General features: G+C 73.0%; 13 protein-coding genes and 3 tRNA genes. 4 read left to right on the forward strand and 12 right to left on the reverse strand.

Going from position 1 to position 17,460, the window contains the following annotated elements:
- The first annotated feature begins 27 nt into the window (after positions 1-27).
- Positions 28-1,329, forward strand: a complete 1,302-nt coding sequence (locus ACFV46_RS02005; RefSeq protein WP_385496725.1) for an RNA polymerase sigma factor — start codon at positions 28-30, stop codon at positions 1,327-1,329.
- A 45-nt stretch (positions 1,330-1,374) separates the two neighbouring features.
- Here ACFV46_RS02005 and ACFV46_RS02010 read toward each other — a convergent pair whose 3' ends face one another.
- From ACFV46_RS02010 to ACFV46_RS02025, 4 genes are all read right to left on the reverse strand, one after another.
- A complete protein-coding gene (locus ACFV46_RS02010; protein WP_385496726.1) occupies positions 1,375-3,303 on the reverse strand; it encodes an ABC transporter ATP-binding protein in 1,929 nt (642 codons plus the stop codon).
- Entirely contained in the window at positions 3,303-5,036 is a 1,734-nt protein-coding gene (locus ACFV46_RS02015) for an ABC transporter ATP-binding protein (protein ID WP_385496727.1), read from the reverse strand. Before ACFV46_RS02015 ends, ACFV46_RS02010 begins: the two co-directional genes overlap by 1 nt.
- 152 nt (positions 5,037-5,188) lie before the next feature.
- Positions 5,189-6,670 (reverse strand): FGGY-family carbohydrate kinase, encoded by a 1,482-nt coding sequence (locus ACFV46_RS02020; RefSeq protein ID WP_385496728.1) that lies wholly within the window; start codon positions 6,668-6,670, stop codon positions 5,189-5,191.
- A 47-nt stretch (positions 6,671-6,717) separates the two neighbouring features.
- Positions 6,718-7,026: a hypothetical protein gene (locus ACFV46_RS02025; protein WP_055620812.1), complete on the reverse strand. Its 309-nt coding sequence runs from the start codon at positions 7,024-7,026 to the stop codon at positions 6,718-6,720.
- Between the two features lie 161 nt (positions 7,027-7,187).
- Between ACFV46_RS02025 and ACFV46_RS02030 the strand changes: the two genes are divergently transcribed.
- From ACFV46_RS02030 to ACFV46_RS02040, 3 genes are all read left to right on the forward strand, one after another.
- Positions 7,188-7,260, forward strand: a tRNA-Asn gene (locus tag ACFV46_RS02030).
- Between the two features lie 5 nt (positions 7,261-7,265).
- Positions 7,266-7,338 (forward strand) — tRNA-Asn (locus ACFV46_RS02035).
- 180 nt (positions 7,339-7,518) lie between these two features.
- Positions 7,519-7,595, forward strand: a tRNA-Ile gene (locus tag ACFV46_RS02040).
- 46 nt (positions 7,596-7,641) lie between these two features.
- On the opposite strand, the gene ACFV46_RS02045 is transcribed toward ACFV46_RS02040, so the two are convergent.
- The 8 genes from ACFV46_RS02045 to ACFV46_RS02080 form a co-directional block, all read right to left on the reverse strand.
- Positions 7,642-9,381 carry a VanW family protein gene (locus ACFV46_RS02045; RefSeq protein WP_385496729.1) on the reverse strand — a complete coding sequence of 580 codons (1,740 nt, stop codon included), beginning with the start codon at positions 9,379-9,381 and terminating at the stop codon, positions 7,642-7,644.
- A gap of 197 nt (positions 9,382-9,578) precedes the next feature.
- The gene (locus tag ACFV46_RS02050) at positions 9,579-10,718 is read right to left on the reverse strand and encodes a DUF475 domain-containing protein (RefSeq protein ID WP_361935192.1); all 1,140 of its coding nucleotides are present in this window, start codon (positions 10,716-10,718) and stop codon (positions 9,579-9,581) included.
- A gap of 99 nt (positions 10,719-10,817) precedes the next feature.
- Positions 10,818-11,102 carry a DUF1876 domain-containing protein gene (locus tag ACFV46_RS02055; protein WP_361935195.1) on the reverse strand — a complete coding sequence of 95 codons (285 nt, stop codon included), beginning with the start codon at positions 11,100-11,102 and terminating at the stop codon, positions 10,818-10,820.
- Positions 11,103-11,451: 349 nt separating this feature from the next.
- Positions 11,452-12,486: a rod shape-determining protein gene (locus ACFV46_RS02060; protein WP_151783852.1), complete on the reverse strand. Its 1,035-nt coding sequence runs from the start codon at positions 12,484-12,486 to the stop codon at positions 11,452-11,454.
- A gap of 266 nt (positions 12,487-12,752) precedes the next feature.
- Positions 12,753-14,096 (reverse strand): carboxyl transferase domain-containing protein, encoded by a 1,344-nt coding sequence (locus ACFV46_RS02065; RefSeq protein ID WP_385496730.1) that lies wholly within the window; start codon positions 14,094-14,096, stop codon positions 12,753-12,755.
- Positions 14,093-15,535 carry an acyl-CoA synthetase gene (locus ACFV46_RS02070; RefSeq protein WP_385496731.1) on the reverse strand — a complete coding sequence of 481 codons (1,443 nt, stop codon included), beginning with the start codon at positions 15,533-15,535 and terminating at the stop codon, positions 14,093-14,095. The genes ACFV46_RS02065 and ACFV46_RS02070 overlap by 4 nt, the downstream gene beginning before the upstream one ends.
- Before the next feature lie 169 nt (positions 15,536-15,704).
- Positions 15,705-16,316 (reverse strand): class I SAM-dependent methyltransferase, encoded by a 612-nt coding sequence (locus tag ACFV46_RS02075; RefSeq protein WP_361935204.1) that lies wholly within the window; start codon positions 16,314-16,316, stop codon positions 15,705-15,707.
- 40 nt (positions 16,317-16,356) lie between these two features.
- Positions 16,357-17,418, reverse strand: a complete 1,062-nt coding sequence (locus ACFV46_RS02080; RefSeq protein WP_361935207.1) for a MerR family transcriptional regulator — start codon at positions 17,416-17,418, stop codon at positions 16,357-16,359.
- Positions 17,419-17,460: the final 42 nt, after the last annotated feature.

Genomic DNA, 17,460 nt, shown 5'->3' on the forward strand with positions numbered 1-17,460 from the left:
GATGTGTCGTACCCCACACTGGGGGCGGTGCCTGAGTCCTCGGAGCGCGGCCGGTCCGTCCCCCACGGATCCCACACCCCCGCGGTTCCGCTCATCGCGTACGGGACGGACAGCGGCGAGGCCGCCGACTCCGCCCTCGAAGCAGCGCTGCCGTACGCCTCGGCAGCGATCACCCTGGAGGTCGCCCCCGTGCAGACCCAGACCCTCGTCGAGACCGAGTCCCGTCCGGACGGCGCGGCGCCGGACGCGGACGACGACGTGCTCGCCGCGGTCCCCCCGCAGAACCGCGTCGCGCACCACCCGGAGTCGGAGCCGCAGGCTTCGCCCGAGCCGCCCGACCCGCCCGCGGAGGCGCTGGACGAGGCCACCGAGCCGGTCGAGGCGCCGCTCCCGGCCCGGGTCCGCCCCGACACCGCGGGCCCCACCTCCGACCTGTTCCGCCAGTACCTGCGGGAGATCGGGCGGATCCCGCTGCTCACCGCCGCCGAGGAGGTCGAGCTCGCCCGCCGGGTCGAGGCCGGCCTGTTCGCGGAGGAGAAGCTCGCCCGCACCCCCGACCTGGAGAGCCGGCTCGCCCAGGACCTGGACCGGCTGGTCGTCCTGGGCCGGATGGCCAAACGGCGGCTCATCGAGGCCAATCTGCGGCTCGTCGTGTCCGTCGCCAAACGGTACGTCGGACGCGGCCTGACCATGCTCGACCTCGTCCAGGAGGGCAACCTCGGACTGATCCGCGCCGTCGAGAAGTTCGACTACGCCCGCGGCTACAAGTTCTCCACGTACGCCACCTGGTGGATACGGCAGGCCATGTCCCGGGCCCTCGCCGACCAGGCCCGCACCATCCGTGTGCCCGTGCACGTCGTGGAGCTGATCAACCGGGTCGTCCGCGTGCAGCGCCGCATGCTCCAGGAACGCGGCTACGAGCCGACGCCGCAGGAGGTCGCCGCCCACCTCGACCTGCCCCCCGAGCGGGTCAGCGAGGTGCTGCGCCTCGCGCAGGAGCCCGTCTCCCTGCACGCCCCGGTGGGTGAGGAGGAGGACGTCGCCCTCGGCGACCTCATCGAGGACGGCGACGCCACCTCGCCGGTGGAGTCGGCGGCGTTCCTGCTGCTGCGCGAACACCTCGAGGCGGTGCTGTCGACGCTGGGGGAGCGCGAACGCAAGGTGGTGCAGCTGCGGTACGGGCTCGCGGACGGCCGCCCGCGCACCCTGGAGGAGATAGGCCGCATCTTCGGCGTGACCCGCGAACGCATCCGCCAGATCGAGTCCAAGACCCTCAACAAGCTGCGCGACCACGCCTTCGCGGACCAGCTGCGCGGCTATCTGGACTGAGCAGGGGCCGCTCACCCCGGGCGAGCGGCCCCCTGGAACCGTTCCTCAGTCCACCTCGGCCACGGCCTGCGCGAACTGCGCCTTGTACAGCCGCGCGTAGGCCCCGTCCGCCGCCAGCAGCTCGGCGTGCGCGCCCTGTTCGACGATCGCGCCGCTCTCCATGACGAGGATGGTGTCCGCGTCCCGGATCGTCGACAGCCGGTGCGCGATGACGAACGACGTCCGCCCGTGCGCCAGTTTGGCCATCGCCTTCTGGATCAGCACCTCGGTCCGGGTGTCGACGGACGACGTCGCCTCGTCCAGCACCAGGATGACCGGGTCCGACAGGAAGGCCCGCGCGATCGTGATGAGCTGCTTCTCGCCCGCGCTGACCCCCGACCCCTCGTCGTCGATCACCGTGTCGTACCCGTCGGGCAGCGTACGGATGAACCGGTCGGCGTGCGCAGCCCGCGCCGCCTCCTCGATCTCGCCCCGGGTGACGTCCCGGGCCGCCCCGTACGCGATGTTCTCCGCGATGGTGCCGCCGAACAGCCAGGTGTCCTGCAGCACCATGCCGATCCCGGAGCGCAGTTCGTCCCGGGACATCCGCGCGATGTCGACGCCGTCGAGCGTGATGCGCCCCGACGACACGTCGTAGAACCGCATCAGCAGGTTGACCAGGGTCGTCTTGCCGGCGCCGGTCGGGCCGACGATGGCGACCGTGTGCCCGGGCTCCACCGTCAGCGACAGGTCCTCGATCAGCGGCTTGTCCGGCTCGTACCGGAACGACACCTTCTCCAGCGCCACCCGGCCGCGCAGCTCCTCCGGCCGCACCCCCGCCACCGGGTCCGCCGACTGCTCCTCGGCGTCCAGCAGTTCGAAGATCCGCTCGGCGGACGCCACACCGGACTGCACGAGGTTCGCCATCGACGCGACCTGCGTCAGCGGCATCGAGAACTGCCGCGAGTACTGGATGAACGCCTGCACGTCACCGATGGACAGCGCGCCCGACGCGACCCGCAGCCCGCCGACCACCGCGACCAGCACATAGTTGAGGTTCGACACGAACAGCATCAGCGGCTGCATGATCCCGCTGTTGAACTGCGCCTTGAACCCGGCCTCGTACAGCGCCTCGTTCTGCTCGGCGAACTGCCGCGCGGACTCCTCCTGCCGGCCGAACACCTTGACCAGCGTGTGCCCGGTGTACATCTCCTCGACGTGCGCGTTCAGCTTGCCGGTCGTCCGCCACTGCTGCACGAAGTGCGGCTGCGAGCGCTTGCCCACGCGGGTGGCCACGACGAACGACAGCGGCACCGTCACCAGCGCGACCAGCGCCAGCAGCCACGACACCCAGAACATCACGGCCAGCACGCCGATGATGGTCAGCACCGAGTTGATCAGCTGCCCCATCGACTGCTGGAGCGTCTGCCCGATGTTGTCGATGTCGTTGGTCGCCCGCGACAGCACCTCGCCGCGCTGCCGCTTGTCGAAGTACGACAGCGGCAGCCGCGACAGCTTCGTCTGCACGTCCTCGCGCATCCGGTACATCGTCCGGTTCACGGCCCGGTTCACCAGCCGGGTCGCCACCGCCATCAGCAGACCCGCGGCGGCGAACACCGCGAGCGCGACCAGCAGGACGTCCCCCACGGCCGTGAAGTCGATGCCCTGACCCGGCGTGAAGTCGGTGCTGCGCAGCATGTCGGCGATCCGGCCGTCACCGCGCTCCCGCATCGCCGCGAGGACCTGTTCCTTGGACATCCCGGGCTCGAACTGCCGCCCGACGATGCCCGCGAAGACCAGGTCGGTGGCCCGGCCGAGGATCTTCGGCCCGGCGACCGACAGCCCCACGCTCACCACGACGCACACCAGCAGCGTCCAGATGGTCAGCCGCTCCGGCTTGAACCGGGCGACGAGCCTGCGGCCCGACACCTTGAAGTCCAGCGAACGCTGGTCGGGACCGCCGCCGGCCATCATTCGTCCCATGGGCCCGGCCATCAGGCGGCCTCCGCTTCCGTCAGCTGGGAGAGCACGATCTCCCGGTACGTCTCGTTGTCCGCCATCAGCTCGTGGTGCCGGCCGGTGCCGACGACCTGCCCCTCGTCGAGCACGACGATCCGGTCCGCGTCCCGGATCGTCGCCACCCGCTGGGCGACGATGACGACGGTCGCCTCGGCGGTCTCCCGCGACAGCGCCGAGCGCAGCGCGGCGTCCGTGGCGTAGTCGAGGGCGGAGAAGGAGTCGTCGAACAGGTAGATCTCCGGGCGCTGCACCAGCGTCCGCGCGATCGCGAGCCGCTGCCGCTGCCCGCCGGAGACGTTCGTGCCGCCCTGGGCGACCGGCGCGTCCAGCCCGCCCGCCAGCCGCTCCACGAACTCCCTGGCCTGCGCCACCTCCAGCGCGTGCCACAGCTCGTCGTCCGTGGCGTCCGGATTGCCGTAGCGCAGGTTCGTCGCCACCGTGCCCGCGAACAGGTACGGCTTCTGCGGGACCAGGCCGACCGTGCGGGCGAGGAGCCGCGGGTCGATGCCGCCCACGTCCTCGCCGTCGACGAGGACCTGCCCTTCCGTGGCGTCGAACAGGCGGGGGACGAGCCCCAGCAGGGTCGACTTGCCGCTGCCGGTCGAGCCGATCACCGCGGTCACCTCACCGGGCCGGGCCACCAGGTCGATCGACTTCAGCACCGGCTCCTCGGCACCGGGGTAGCGGAAGCCCGCGCCCCGGATCTCCAGATGCCCGTGCCGGCGCAGCTCGGTCACCGGCGCCTTCGGCGGGACCACGCTGGAGGAGGTGTCCAGGACCTCCTGGATGCGCTCGGCGCACACCTCGGCGCGCGGCACCATCATGAACATGAAGGTGGCCATCATCACGGACATCACGATCTGCATCAGATAGGCGAGGAACGCCGTCAGATCGCCGATCTGCATCCCACCGCTGTCGATCCGGTGGGCGCCGAACCAGACGACCGCGATGGACGACAGATTCACCACCGTCATGACGATCGGGAACATCAGCGCGAGCAGCCGGCCCGTGCCCAGCGCCATGTCGGTGAGCTCGGTGTTGGCCTTCCGGAACCGCTGCTGCTCGTACTCGTCGCGGACGAACGCGCGAATCACCCGGTTGCCGGTGATCTGCTCGCGCAGCACCCGGTTCACCGTGTCGAGCCGCACCTGCATGGCCCGGAACAGCGGCCGCAGCCGGCGCACGATCAGCGTCACGCAGATGCCGAGCACCGGCACCACCGCGACCAGCACCCCGGACAGCGGCACGTCCAGACCGAGCGCGAGCACGATCCCGCCGACGCACATGATGGGCGCCGAGACCATCAGCGTGAACGTCATCAGCGCCAGCATCTGCACCTGCTGGACGTCGTTCGTGGTCCGCGTGATCAGCGAGGGCGCGCCGAACTGGCCCACCTCGCGCGCCGAGAACGACTGCACCCGGTCGAAGACGGCGGCCCGCACGTCCCGCCCCAGCGCCGAGGCGGTGCGGGCGCCGTAGTACACGGCACCGACGTTGCACACGACCTGCGCCAGCGAGATGCCGATCATCAGCGCGCCGAAGGACATGATGTAGCCGGTGTCGCCGGTGACGACGCCCTTGTCGATGATGTCCGCGTTCAGGGTGGGCAGGTAGAGGGTGGCGCACGTCTGCAGGAACTGCAGCAGCACCAGCCAGCCGATGGGTTTTCGGTAGGGCCTGAGATAGGTCCGCAGGAGTCGTATGAGCACGCTGCTTCTCTCGGAGTGATCGGGTCGGCGACGGGGCGGTGGCTTGGTTGCCCCTGGCCCCTATCGTCCGACACTCCCGCGGCGTTACCTCAACCGATTAAGCCGTCGGCGGCGCTCCGTACGGCCATCCGGTGCGCCTTCCTACCGGCCTCTTACCTTCCGCTCACGTCCGGCCCTCCGGGGCGCCTACGGAACGCCCCGGGGTGCGTCTGCTCCCGCACCGACACGAACTGCTGGCGCACCGCCTGGCCCACGGCCAGTTCGTCGCCGGGCTCCAGCACCTGCCCCGCCGGGCCCTGCCAGATGGGCGGGGTCCGCGGGTCGAGGGTGCCCTGCGTGGCACCCAGCGCCCACGCCGCCTGCCGGGCCGCGCCGATCGCCGCGTAGTCGGCGGGCTGCGGGACCACGACCTGCGCCCCGAACAGCGACGGCGCCGCCGCCTGCACGGCCGGCAGCTCGGCGGCCGCCCCCAGCAGGAAGACCCGCCGCACCTCCACGCCCCGCCCGCGCAGCACGTCCAGCGCGTCGGCGAGCCCGCACAGCATGCCCTCGAACGCCGCCCGCGCCAGATGCTCCGGCTTCATCGACTCCCGGCGCAGCCCCGACAGCGTGCCCGCGGTGTGCGGCAGGCTCGGCGTCCGCTCACCCTCCAGATAGGGGAGCAGGACCAGGCCGTGGGCGCCCGGCGTCGACTTCATCGCGAGGTCGGACAGGCTCTCCAGGTCGGGCAGCGAGAGGAGTTCGGCGGTGCCGCGCAGCGTGCGCACCGCGTTGAGCGTGGTGACGACCGGCAGATGCATACCGGTCGCGTCGGCCAGGGAGGTGATGATCCCGGAGCCGTCCATGAGCGCCTCGGGGTGCACGGCCATCACGGACCCGGACGCGCCGAGCGAGACCACCGCGTCGCCCAGCCCGATACCGAGCCCGAACGCGGCGGCCATGGTCTCGCCGGTCCCCGCGGAGATCAGCAGCCCCTCCGGCGTCGTACCGGCCGCCTGGGAGGGGCCGATCACCTCGGGCAGCATGGCCGCGTGGCCCAGCGCCAGCTCCACCAGGTCGGAACGGTAGACACCGCCCGCCGCCGACCAGTACCCGGTGCTGGAGGCCCCGCCCCGGTCCGTGGTGCGCCGCACCGGCCGGCCGAGCAGCTGCCACACCAGCCAGTCGTGCGCCTGCAGCAGGACGGCGGTACGCGCCGCGTGCTCCGGCTCGGTCTTCGCGAGCCAGCGCAGCTTGGTGACCGGTTGCGCCGCCTGCGGCACGCACCCCACCGCCTGCGCCCACGCCTCGCGCCCGCCGAGCGCGTCGATCAGATCGGCCGCCGCGACCTGGGCCCGTTTGTCGCCGCCGACCATCGCGGGGCGCACCGTGTTGCCCTGCGCGTCCACCGGCACCAGCGCGTTCTGCTGCGCGGACACGCCGATGGCCTGCACGCCCTCCAGCAGTCCGCCGCCGGCGGCCTCACCGAGGGAGAGCAGCCACGCCTGCGGGTCGACGTCGGAGGGGCGCCCGCCGTCCGGCGACTCCACCGGGTGCGGGGCATACCCCTGCCTGAGCACGGCACCCGTGTCCGTGTCACAGACGACGATGCGAGTGAAATCGGGCGAACTGTCCAGCCCGGCGACTATCCCCATGGCCCAGATTGTGCCGCAGTATCGCGCCGGGCCGGGCCGGGGGCCGCTCAGGTGTTGCTGGTGCCCCAGTCGTCCTCGGCGCCTCCGTTGTGCGCGCTGCGTTCACGGAGGTTGCGGACGCGATCGGCGACGGACGCGGGAACGCGGTCCCCGACCTTGTCGCTGACCGTGTGGTACGCCTTGCCCGCGAAGACCCGGCCCTGCTGGGCCGCCGTCTCGGCGGTGTTGCGCACCGCGGGGTTGTGCGAGATCTCCCGGGCCGTCTTCTTCAGCTGCTCGTAGCGCTCGCGTCCGGCGCGAGTGCCGAGCACGTAACCGACGGCGAGTCCGACGACGAACGTGAGCCGGTAGCGCATGGCGGCCACCCTTCCCTTTGCGTAGGTCCCTGATACGGCGTCGGCGCCCCGGGGGGAACCGATTGGCGGAGCACCCCCCTGCTTGCGCTAATGTATGTGTCGCAGCGAGCGCACGCCCCCTGGCGAATACCCAGGTAGGTACGTTCGATGCAACGAGGCATTCCTCCGTAGCTCAATTGGCAGAGCAGCCGGCTGTTAACCGGCAGGTTACTGGTTCGAGTCCAGTCGGGGGAGCTCGGTCCTCCGTAGCTCAATTGGCAGAGCAGCCGGCTGTTAACCGGCAGGTTACTGGTTCGAGTCCAGTCGGGGGAGCATGCTGAACGAGGACCCCCGAAGGGGTCCTTTTTCATGTCTTCCCCTCTGCGGCGGGAACCGCGCAGGTCGGGGCGGTGTCCTTCAGGGCATGCGAAGTCGACCATGCGAAGCAGGAGATCGTATGAGCGGCTATGCTGCGGCAGACGGCGCGCACACATGTACGCGACACGCCGCTATGGGGCGGTAGCTCAGCCGGTTAGAGCAGCGGACTCATAATCCGTCGGCCGTGGGTTCGAGTCCCACCCGCCCCACCAGGCGCCACCCGTGCAGAAACGATGCGACCAGCCCGTTGCCGGGGAATCACTCGCAGACGATCTCGTCCCGCGGGTCGTAGTGCGTGCGGAACGGCTCCCGCTTCACCACCCGCCCGTCCTGGACGAAGACCCGCTGCACGGTGACGTCGAATCCCTCCAGTGGAGTCTGCGGGACGCACTGGTCGCCGCTCAGGACCTTCCGCTCCGGCTGCTTCACGTTGTCGCGCGGGCCCTTCACCGAGCCGATCTCGTCGTACTTGCGGGTGCCGAGGAACGAGACCGTCACCGAGTGGTCGGTGGACTCCGCCTGGATGTACAGGGCGTGCCCCGAGTCGTTGGTGAAGCGCAGGTCCAGGCTGCCCCAGGCGACCGTGGCCTCCCGGCCCTCCGGGTAGCGCTCGATGTAGAACGAGTGGGCGCCGTGCTCGACCGGCTTGACGCCCGCGAACCACAGCGCGTTGTAGACGGTCGTGGCGACGGCGGAGACACCGCCGCCGGGCGCCTTACGGAACTCGTCGTCGTAGATCATGATGCCGTCGACGAAGCCGTTCTCCGGAGTGCGTTCGCCGACCCTGCGGTTGAAGCTCCACGTCTCGCCGGGCATCACGACCGAGCCGTTGATCAGCTCCACCGCGCGGCCGATATTGCGGGTGCGGTAGGGCGCCGGCTCGAAGTTCACCGTGAACGACGACATCCGCTCGCGCAGCCCCAGCCGCTCCACGTTGGCCCGGGTCACCTTGGGCTCGCTCACGCGCGTGGCGATCTCGCCGCTGCGCGCGGCGCCCCGCCGGGTCAGCAGCGGCAGCACGGCCTTGCCCAGCGCCTTGTCGGTGACCTCGTGGCCCGCGTGGCCGTCCTCGGCGACCCCGACCCGGTCGCCGACCAGGCGCAGCTCGGCGTCGGCGGCCCGGGTGGGCAGGGCGGACAGCGGCCTGGCCACGGCCGGGTCGGCGCGCAGCCCCGCCGCGTCCAGCTTCGGCTCGAGCCGGCCCTCGGCGTCCGGGCGCATCGTCAGATAGCGGCCGAGGACGGGCTGCTCGACGGTGAAGCGGTGCCCGGCCGCGGTGAGGGTGACGGGCGCCGACATGGCCGGACGGGCGAACTCGCGCACCGCCCGGTCCAGCTCGCGCTCCGTCACCTTCGGCGCGGTCGGGCGGGCCGGGAGCGCGGTGACGGCATGGGCGTCGCCGCGCTGGAAGGCGTCCCGCAGCGGGGCGACCGCCGCGTCCGTGTCCAGGGCGTACCCCGGGTGCGGGGCGACCGTGCGGACCTCGCCGTTCCCGAATGTGACGGCACCCTCGCGGACCTTCTGGTCGGCGTCCCGTGCGACCTTCCTCAGCTCGGCGTGGGCCTTGTCCTCGTCGACGCTCACCGACGGCTCGACCGGGCCGCCCGAGCGGAACAGGCCGCCGATCACGGTGAACGGGTCGAGGGCGCCGCTGCGGCTCGCCCGGTCGACGGTCCGCTCGTGGTCGAAGGTGATGCCCAGCCGGCGGGGGTCGACGGTGCCCTCGCGGTCGCCGACCGTCACCCGGAGCTTGCGGGCGGCGGCCGGGGCGAGACGGTCGTCCAGCCTGTGCACGGCCTCGGCGCGGCTCAGGCCGCCGATGTCCACGCCCCGCACGGTCGTCCCGTCCTCTATGTCCCCGCCGGCCGCGAGGAGCCCCGCGAGATACAGGCCGCCGAGGCCCACGGCCAGGGTGCCGCCGGCCAGGACGTAGGGGCGGGCGGAGGCCGCGCGGGACGACGGGCCCTTTCGCAGTGATGAGGGGGCGCGCAGGCGCATGGGTCTCCCGGGCGGACGGATCGGCTGGACGGAGCGTCGCTCGATGCGGCGCTGTGCGCGAAGGCAAACACATCCAGCTAGCCATAAGCGGATGAAAACGCCTATGTCGAACACCACGTATGGTCCGGATCACGCCTGCGCCGTAGCCGTACGGCCCCGTGAACACGCCCCTCACGCCGTGCGCGGAGTGATCCGACTCACGTCCCCGTCCGGGCCTTCTCGGACCGCTGCGGCTCGGCGTCCCCGGCCGCCGCGAGCGCCCTGTTGCGGCGCACGGACGCCAGGAAGGACGAGGCGATCAGGACCACGCCGACCAGGCCCGTGATCACCTCGTTGATCTCGTACCGGATGGTGACCAGCAGGATCACGGCGAGGGCGCCGATGGCGTAGTGGGCGCCGTGCTCCAGGTAGACGTAGTCGTCGAGGGTGCCCTGGCGGACCAGGTAGACCGTGAGGGACCGGACGTAGAGGGCGCCGATGCCCAGGCCGAGCGCCATCCAGAAGATGTGGTTGGTGATGGCGAAGGCGCCGATCACCCCGTCGAAGGAGAACGACGCGTCCAGGACCTCCAGATAGAGGAAGAGGAAGAACGCCGCCTTGCCGGCGAGGGCGGCCACCGGCCGTCCGCCCCCGGTCCGGGCCCGCTGCTCCTCCTCCTCGTGCTCGCGTTCCTCCTCCGCCTCCAGACGGTTCTCGAAGTGCGAGGACAGACCGCCCACGGCGAGATAGGTGATCAGCCCGGCGACCCCGGCGAGCAGGACCGTGGCCGCCTTGTCCGCGTGGCCCCCGCTGACGTGCGCGTGCCCGGCGACCGTCATGGCCGCGACCAGCAGCACGATCAGCGCCACGCAGGGCGCCAGCAGGTCGATCCGCCCGAGCCGGGCCAGCGGGCGCTCCAGCCGGGACAGCCAGGTGATCTCCCGCTCCTCCAGGATGAACTCCAGGAAGATCATCAGCAGGAACATGCCGCCGAACGCGGCGATCGCCGGATGCGCGTCGGTGACGAGGGCCTCGTAGCGGTCCGGATCGTCCAACGCCAGCCGTACGGCCTCGGCGGGCCCGACCCGGGCGCTGATGGCGACGATCACGACCGGGAACACCAGCCGCATGCCGAACACGGCGATCAGCACGCCGACGGTCAGGAAGATCCGCTGCCAGAAGGCGTTCATCCGCTTCAGGATCCCGGCGTTGACGACCGCGTTGTCGAAGGACAGCGAGATCTCCAGCACGGACAGGATCAGCACGACCCCGAACGCCTCCCAGCCCCACAGCCACGCCGCGAGGACGAGGCCGATCACCGTGACGCCCATCGACCAGCCGAAGGTCTTCAGCAGCATCGCTCTCCAGGGGGTCGGGCGGCGCTCGGCGCGCGCGGCGGACGGACGACGGCCCCACCAGTACCAGGGGGATCACGGTGTAAACCGGGCCGGGCGGGCTCAGGGGCGTTCCCAGGCCCCTCCCGTCGTGCGGTCGGCCGGGCCGGCCAGCGCGACGATGTCGTCGGAGGCGACGTCGTGCAGCCGCAGCGCCAGGTCCTCCAGGGCGCGGCAGGCGGCCAGCTCGTCGCCGATCTCGGGGACGCTGCGGTCCACGGGATTGCGGTGGGCCGTGCCCCGGCCGGTGACGGTCGACGTGTCCGGGGTCGTCAGCACGGCTTCGGCGAGGGTGTCGTCGCCGTCCTCGGTGATGTGGATGCGGACGGTCCAGTTCTTGTCATCCATCGCGATCACTTCCGTGGGAAGAGGTCCCTACGCACGAGCGTGCGCCTGTTCCCCCGGCCGGGTCCACTCCGCCTTCCCCCGGGGGCCGTCTCCACCCACGGGAGCACATCCGCTCCAACCACTCCCTCCACGGAGGCATGACAACTGCCTGCGTGGGCACGATGTGCCGAAAGGTTGCGAAGAGAAGACTGGTCGCAACGGACCCGACGGACCAGGAGGGCGCCATGAAGGGCCAGACGTACGTACGCGTTCGGGTCACCCGCCGGCCGGCCGCTCCCCGTGACACGCGGGGCGAGATCGACCGGCGCACTCCCTCGGGCCGGATCCTTCCCTACTGACCGGCTCGGGCTCAGGTCGCCGGGTCCAGCTCCAGCGGCTCGATCCGGCCCTCCAGCATGGTGCCGAGGCCCTGTACGGCGCAGACGTCGGGCCGTTCGGCGATGTGCACCGGCATGCTGGTGGCCTGCCGCAGCATCTCGTCGAAACCGGGGAGCAGGGCGCTGCCGCCGACCATCATGATCCCGCGGTCGGCGAGGTCGGCGACCAGGTCGGGCGGGCAGTCGCGCAGCACCTTGCCGATGCTGTCGAGGACGGCGGTGAGCGGTGTCTGGATGGCGTCCCGCACGGCCGCGGTGTCGACCCGCACGGACCGGGCGAGCCCGGTGCAGACGTCCCGGCCATGGATCTCCGTGGACGCGGGGCCCTGCGCGGTGAGCCCGTTGCCGGACAGCGCGAGCTGGAGCGGCCGTACGTTCTGACTGGGCAGCATCAGTTCGTGCTGGTGCCGCAGGTGCTGCACGATCGCGTGGTCCACGGCCTCGCCGCCGACCCGGATCCGTTCGGCCGTCACGATGTTGCCCAGCGACAGCACGGCCACCTCGGTCGCGGCGGCCCCGCACACCATGATCATGCTGGCCTCGGGCTGCTCCACGGGCAGTCCGCAGCCGACGGCGGCGGCGATCAGGGTGTCCACCAGCTCCACCCGGCGGGCGCCGAGGCCGACCAGCGTCTCGATGGCGGCGCGCTGGGCGAGCGGATCGGCGTCGTGCGGGGTGCACACGGCGGCCCGCAGGAAGGGCCTGCGGCGCAGACCGCGGCGCATCTTGTCGCCCAGGAGGTGCCGCAGCATGCGCTGCGCCATCTCGATGTCGACGACGGTGCCTCCCGAGACGGGCCGCACGACGCGGATGTAGTCCGGGGTGCGGCCGGTCATCCGCTCCGCGAACTCGCCGACCGCGATGAGCGCGCCGGTACGGGTGTTGACGGCGGCGGCGGACGGCTGGTCGACGACGAGCCCCGCGCCCTTCACATAGACGCGGGTCCTGGCCGCCCCCAGATCGACGGCGAAGTGGCAGCGTCGCAGCTGCTCCAGCGTGGCGGTCATGGCGGTCCTCCCGAGAGCGCAGACCATGGGTCCGCCGGGTGGGTGGCGGGCCTCGCGTGGGGTGCGTGGTCGTGGTGTCGCGAGACCGTGCGTGGAGCGGCCTCCCTCGCATCGTGCGCGCCGCCGGGTGCCGGTCGCCTTCTGGAGGGGGCCGGGCGGGGTGCCGCTGAATGGGGGGTTCTGTCCCTGAGGGGGCGTCAGGGAGCGTGTCGGAGCGAGGGGAGCGGGGCCGGTTCGGGTACGGCCACCGCGTCCCCCGAGGCACGTCACTCGCCTTCGACGACGCCCCGGATCAGCCCCGCCTCGGCGAGGTCCTGCGGGCGCAGACGCAGCTGGTCCGCCGTCGCGTCCACCTCGTGCGGGCCGCGCTTGAGGATGGCCGCCGCGAGCTCCGGCGCGATCACCGAGAAGTAGCTGTCCGGTGTGGCCCAGGTGTTGCCCGGTGCCGCGAGGGCGAGCGCGCCGCCGGAGCCGCCCTCGCCGATCAGCAGGGTCGTCACCGGGGTGCGGGCGGACGCCAGCACCGTGAAGAGGTCCGCGATGGCGGCGCCGACGCCCGCGCGCTCCGCCTCCGCGTCGTTCGCGGCGCCCGGCGTGTCCACCAGGGTGAGCACCGGGATGCCGAGCCGGTCGGCGAGCCGGATCAGCCGGGCGGCGGTGCGGTACCCGGCGGGCCGGGTGGCCGTCCCGGTCTGCGCGGCGTACGCGACCGTCCGGCCGCCGTGCTCGCCGAAGCCGCACAGCATGCCCTCGGGGTCCGCGCCGCCGCACCGGTCGCCGCTGAGGGTGACGCGGTGCGTGAAGTAGGCGTCCAGATAGCGTGCCGCGCCCGGGCGTTCGGGCGCACGGGCGCGCCGCACCGCGTCCCGGCCGGAGACCGGCGCCCCGGTGTCACCGCCGAGCGCGCGCGGCGGGGGTGCCGCCTCGCCGGAGGGTGCCGTCAGCAGCCGCAGCCAGCGGCCCAGTTCATGGCGCAGCCGGCCGGGCCGGACCAGCGCGTCCACCGCGCCGGACGCCAGCTGGGCCTCGGCCGTGTAGGCGGCCGGGTCCGCGTCCTGCGGGCGGACCCGGGAACCGGCGAAGCCGACCTGGGCGCCGGGCAGCGCGAGCGTCACGTCGGCGCCCGCGCCCAGCGTCGCCCAGCCGCCGCCGGTCGTCGGGTCCCGCAGCACCGCGATCTGCGCCAGCCCTGCCTCCCGGGTGAGCGCCGACTGCCGTGCCACCCGCTGGAGCTGGGTGAGGGCGAGCATGCCCTCCTGCATCCGGCTGCCGCCCGTCGCCACCAGCGGCACCACCGGCAGGCGGTGGGCGCGGGCGTGCCGGTACGCCGCCTCCAGCCGGTCGCCGGTGCGCACGCCGAGCGAGCCGCCGAGATAGCCGAACTCGAAGGCGATCAGCACCACGCGGGTGCCCTCGACGCTGCCGGTGCCGCACACCACGGACTCCTGCTCACCGGTGCGGGCTCCGGCCAGGGCGCGGGCGTCGCCGTAGCCCCGCCAGTCCAGCGGGCCGTCGGGGCGGTCGCCGGGCGGCGGGCCGTCGAGGCGCAGTTCGGTGAAGTCCCCGGCCACCAGCGAGATGACCTGGCGGGCCGTCAGGCGTTCCGTCATGCGCCCAGCGCCCGCTTCATGATCTTCCCCATGTCGTTGCGGGGCAGGACGTCGAGGTACCGCACCCGGCGCGGGCGCTTGTGCGGGGCGAGCCGCCCGGCGACATGGTCCGCGAGTTCCTCCGCCGACGGGGGCGCCTGCGGGTCCGCCGGGACCACCCAGGCCACGATCCGCTCGCCGAGGTCCGCGTCCGGCTCCCCGGTGACCGCCGCCTCCCGCACCCCGGGGTGCTCCAGCAGGGCGTTCTCGATCTCCCCGGCGCCGATCTTGTACCCGCCGCTCTTGATCAGGTCGGTGGCCTTGCGGCCGACGATGCGCACGTACCCGTCCGGCTCGCGCACCGCCATGTCACCGGTGCGGAACCAGCCGTCCGCCGTGAAGGCGTCCCGGGTGGCGTCGGGCCGGTTCAGGTACGCGGTGAACAGGTTCGGGCCGCGCACCTGGATCTCGCCGACGCTCTCACCGTCGTACGACGTCAGCGGGGTGCCGTCCTCCTCGACCAGCCGCAGCTCCACCCCGGGCAGCGGGACGCCGACCGTGCCGGCGCGGCGCTCGCCGTCGGCGCGGACGCTGGTGTTCATCAGCGTCTCCGTCATGCCGTACCGCTCGACGACCCGCTGCCCGGTCGCGGCGGTGATCCGCTCGTGGTCGTGGACGGGCAGCGCCGCCGAACCGGAGACGAGCAGACGGGCCTTGCCCAGCGCCTGCGCCAGGCCCGGATCGTCCGGCAGGGCCTGCGCGATCCGGTGGTACATCGTCGGCACCCCGAACAGCATGGTCGCGCCGTCGTGCAGCTCCCGCGCGACCCCCTCGGTGCCGAACCGGCCGAGGTGGCGCAGCGAGCCGCCGCGGCGCAGCGGGCCGAGCACGCCGAGGACGAGACCGTGCACATGGAACAGCGGCAGCCCGTGCACGAGGACGTCCTTGCCGGTCCACGCCCAGGCGTCCGCGAGCGCGTCCAGGGTGTGCGCGACGGCCCGGCGGGGGATCACGGCGCCCTTGGGCGGGCCGGTGGTGCCGGACGTGTAGACGATCAGCGCCGCCGCCTCGTCGGGCACCTCGGCGCCGGGGAGCGGACCGGCGGCGCGTACGTCCACGTCGACGCGCTCCAGAGCGGCCGGCGCGGCGGGCAGTTCGTCGCCCGGGGCGGCGAGCACCGCCGAAGGCGCGCTGTCGGACAGGATGTGCCCCAGCTCCCGGTCCCCGGACCTCGGGTTGAGCGGGACGGCGGCGACCCCCGCCTCCAGCGCCGCCACCACCGCCACGGCGGTCTCCAGCGCGGGCGTCGCCCAGACCGCGACGCGGCCCGCGCCGCGGATCCGCGCGGCGAGGGCACCGGCCGCGGCACCCAGCTCGCCGTAGGTCAGGGCACGGTCGCCGAACCGCAGGGCGGCCCGCCCCGCCGGGGCGTCCACGAGGGCCGGGAAGAGAGAGGACACGCGTCGTACTCCTTGACTGCTCGACGGGGACGGCAGACCGGCCGTCCGAAGGACACCGCGGGCATCACGGCCACCACGATTCCTCCGTACACCATCTGCCGCCGGAAGAAACGCTCCCGGTCCGCGCCGGGCGCGCAGGCCGGGAGGGGGGACCGGCACGCCGACAAGGTCAGCCCTGGTCCCGGCGCCGCACCCCCACCAGCGCCGCCAGATCCCCGGCGAGCGGCAACTCCACCGTGTCCAGGGCCGGGTGCCGCAGCCAGTGCATCCGGGGCCGGTCCACCTCACCGGCGTACCGCGGGGGCCAGCCGGTGGCCGGGGTGAAGTCGTCGACGACGACCCGGCCGCCCGGCACGAGCAGCCGGGCCGGGTCGGCCGCGTCGTCGGCGCCGCCCTTGGCGGCACCGCCCCCGTCGAGCACCAGCAGGTCGTACCGCCCCCGCTCCGCGATCCGCCGCCAGTCGCCGTGCAGGACCTCCACCTCGGGCCGGCCGGCGAACACCTCGGCGGCGAGCCGGGCGCGCTCCGCGTCCCGCTCCACACCGACCAGCCGCACCCCCGGCCGGGCGCCCTCGGCCAGCCAGGCCAGGCCCACCCCGCAGCCCGTGCCCGTCTCACCGATCAGCCGCCCGGCGCCACCCGCGAGCGCGTACAGCAGCCGGCCCTGCTCCGGGCGGCAGGAGTGGACGAACCCATGGGCACGGGCCACGGCGAGGGCGCGCTCCACCAGCGGTGGGAGCTGAACTTCCATGGCGTAGGCGTCCGTTCCGGCGAGCGACATGGCACCGATCCTGCCGTACCGGCCGCCCGCCGGGGCGCGATCAGGCCGCGCGGTCGACCACGTCCGCCACCACACAGCTGACGTTGTCCGGGCCGCCGGCCCCGTTCGCCGCCTCGATCAGGGCCCGTACGGTGTCGTCGGGGCCCCCGGCGGAGGCGAGCAGTGCGCGGATACGGGCGTCGGGGACGGCGGTGGTCAGGCCGTCCGAACAGACCAGGTAGCGGTCGCCGGGCTGCGCGTCCTGGAGCCGCAGATCCGGTTGGGTGCCGCAGGACAGGGCCTTCACCAGCAGCGACCGCTGCGGATGCGCGACGGCCTCCTCCGGCGTCAGCCGGCCCTCGTCGATCAGCGACTGCACCATCGTGTGGTCCTCGGTGATACGGAACAGGGCCCCGTCGCGCAGCACGTACGCGCGGCTGTCCCCGATGTGCACCAGCGCCAGCCGCGAACCCGTCCACAGCAGGGCCGTCAGCGTCGTCCCCGCCTCCTCGCCGCCGTCGGCCGCGTCCCGGACCGCCTCCGTGGCACCCCGGACCGCCTCCTCCAGCACGTTCAGCACGTTCCCCGCCGGGAGTTCGTCCGTGTCCAGGACGCGCAGCGCCTCCACGGCGGCGGCGCTCGCGGGCGCGCCCGCCGGGCCGAACCCGTCGGCCACCGCGAGCAGCCGGCCGCCCGCGTAGGCGGTGTCCTGGTTGGCGGGTCGGACCAGGCCCCGGTCCGATCGAGCGCTGTGACGCAGCTCCAGCATGGTGTCGTCCTTCCTCGGTTCCGTCAGCAGATGTCCGACGAGGAACCCGGCGAGATCGCGCCGCGCGGCCGTCTCCGCCTCGACCCGCGCCCAGTAGGCGCGGATCTCCCGGGCGGCGGCGGCCGGGGGCAGCGCGCACACCTCGCGGATGCGGGCCAGCGGCATCCCCAGCCGGCGCAGCCACGCCACCAGCCGGGCCTGCTCCAACTGGCCCACCGCGTAGTAGCGGTAGCCGGTGTCCGGGTCGACCCGGCGCGGTCGCAGCAGCCGCAGTTCGTCGTAGAGCCGCAGGGCCTTGGGCGACAGCCGGCAGGCCCGCGCGAAGGCCCCGATCGTCAGCTCGTCCTCGCGCATCCGGTTCCCCCTTCGTCGTTCGCACCGATGCTGTGGCCTCCC

It is taken from the genome of Streptomyces sp. NPDC059852 (genome assembly GCF_042731455.1).
Taxonomy (GTDB): domain Bacteria; phylum Actinomycetota; class Actinomycetes; order Streptomycetales; family Streptomycetaceae; genus Streptomyces.

Coding starts and splice junctions, on each gene's coding strand:
- ACFV46_RS02020 (WP_385496728.1), bottom strand. CDS start 6,670: ATGGGGATAGTCGCCGGGCTGGACAGTTCGCCCGATTTCACTCGCATC.
- ACFV46_RS02050 (WP_361935192.1), bottom strand. CDS start 10,718: ATGCTGCTGAAGACCTTCGGCTGGTCGATGGGCGTCACGGTGATCGGC.
- ACFV46_RS02060 (WP_151783852.1), bottom strand. CDS start 12,486: ATGACCGCCACGCTGGAGCAGCTGCGACGCTGCCACTTCGCCGTCGAT.
- ACFV46_RS02075 (WP_361935204.1), bottom strand. CDS start 16,316: ATGTCGCTCGCCGGAACGGACGCCTACGCCATGGAAGTTCAGCTCCCA.
- ACFV46_RS02045 (WP_385496729.1), bottom strand. CDS start 9,381: ATGCGCCTGCGCGCCCCCTCATCACTGCGAAAGGGCCCGTCGTCCCGC.
- ACFV46_RS02065 (WP_385496730.1), bottom strand. CDS start 14,096: ATGACGGAACGCCTGACGGCCCGCCAGGTCATCTCGCTGGTGGCCGGG.
- ACFV46_RS02080 (WP_361935207.1), bottom strand. CDS start 17,418: ATGCGCGAGGACGAGCTGACGATCGGGGCCTTCGCGCGGGCCTGCCGG.
- ACFV46_RS02055 (WP_361935195.1), bottom strand. CDS start 11,102: ATGGATGACAAGAACTGGACCGTCCGCATCCACATCACCGAGGACGGC.
- ACFV46_RS02025 (WP_055620812.1), bottom strand. CDS start 7,026: ATGCGCTACCGGCTCACGTTCGTCGTCGGACTCGCCGTCGGTTACGTG.
- ACFV46_RS02010 (WP_385496726.1), bottom strand. CDS start 3,303: ATGGCCGGGCCCATGGGACGAATGATGGCCGGCGGCGGTCCCGACCAG.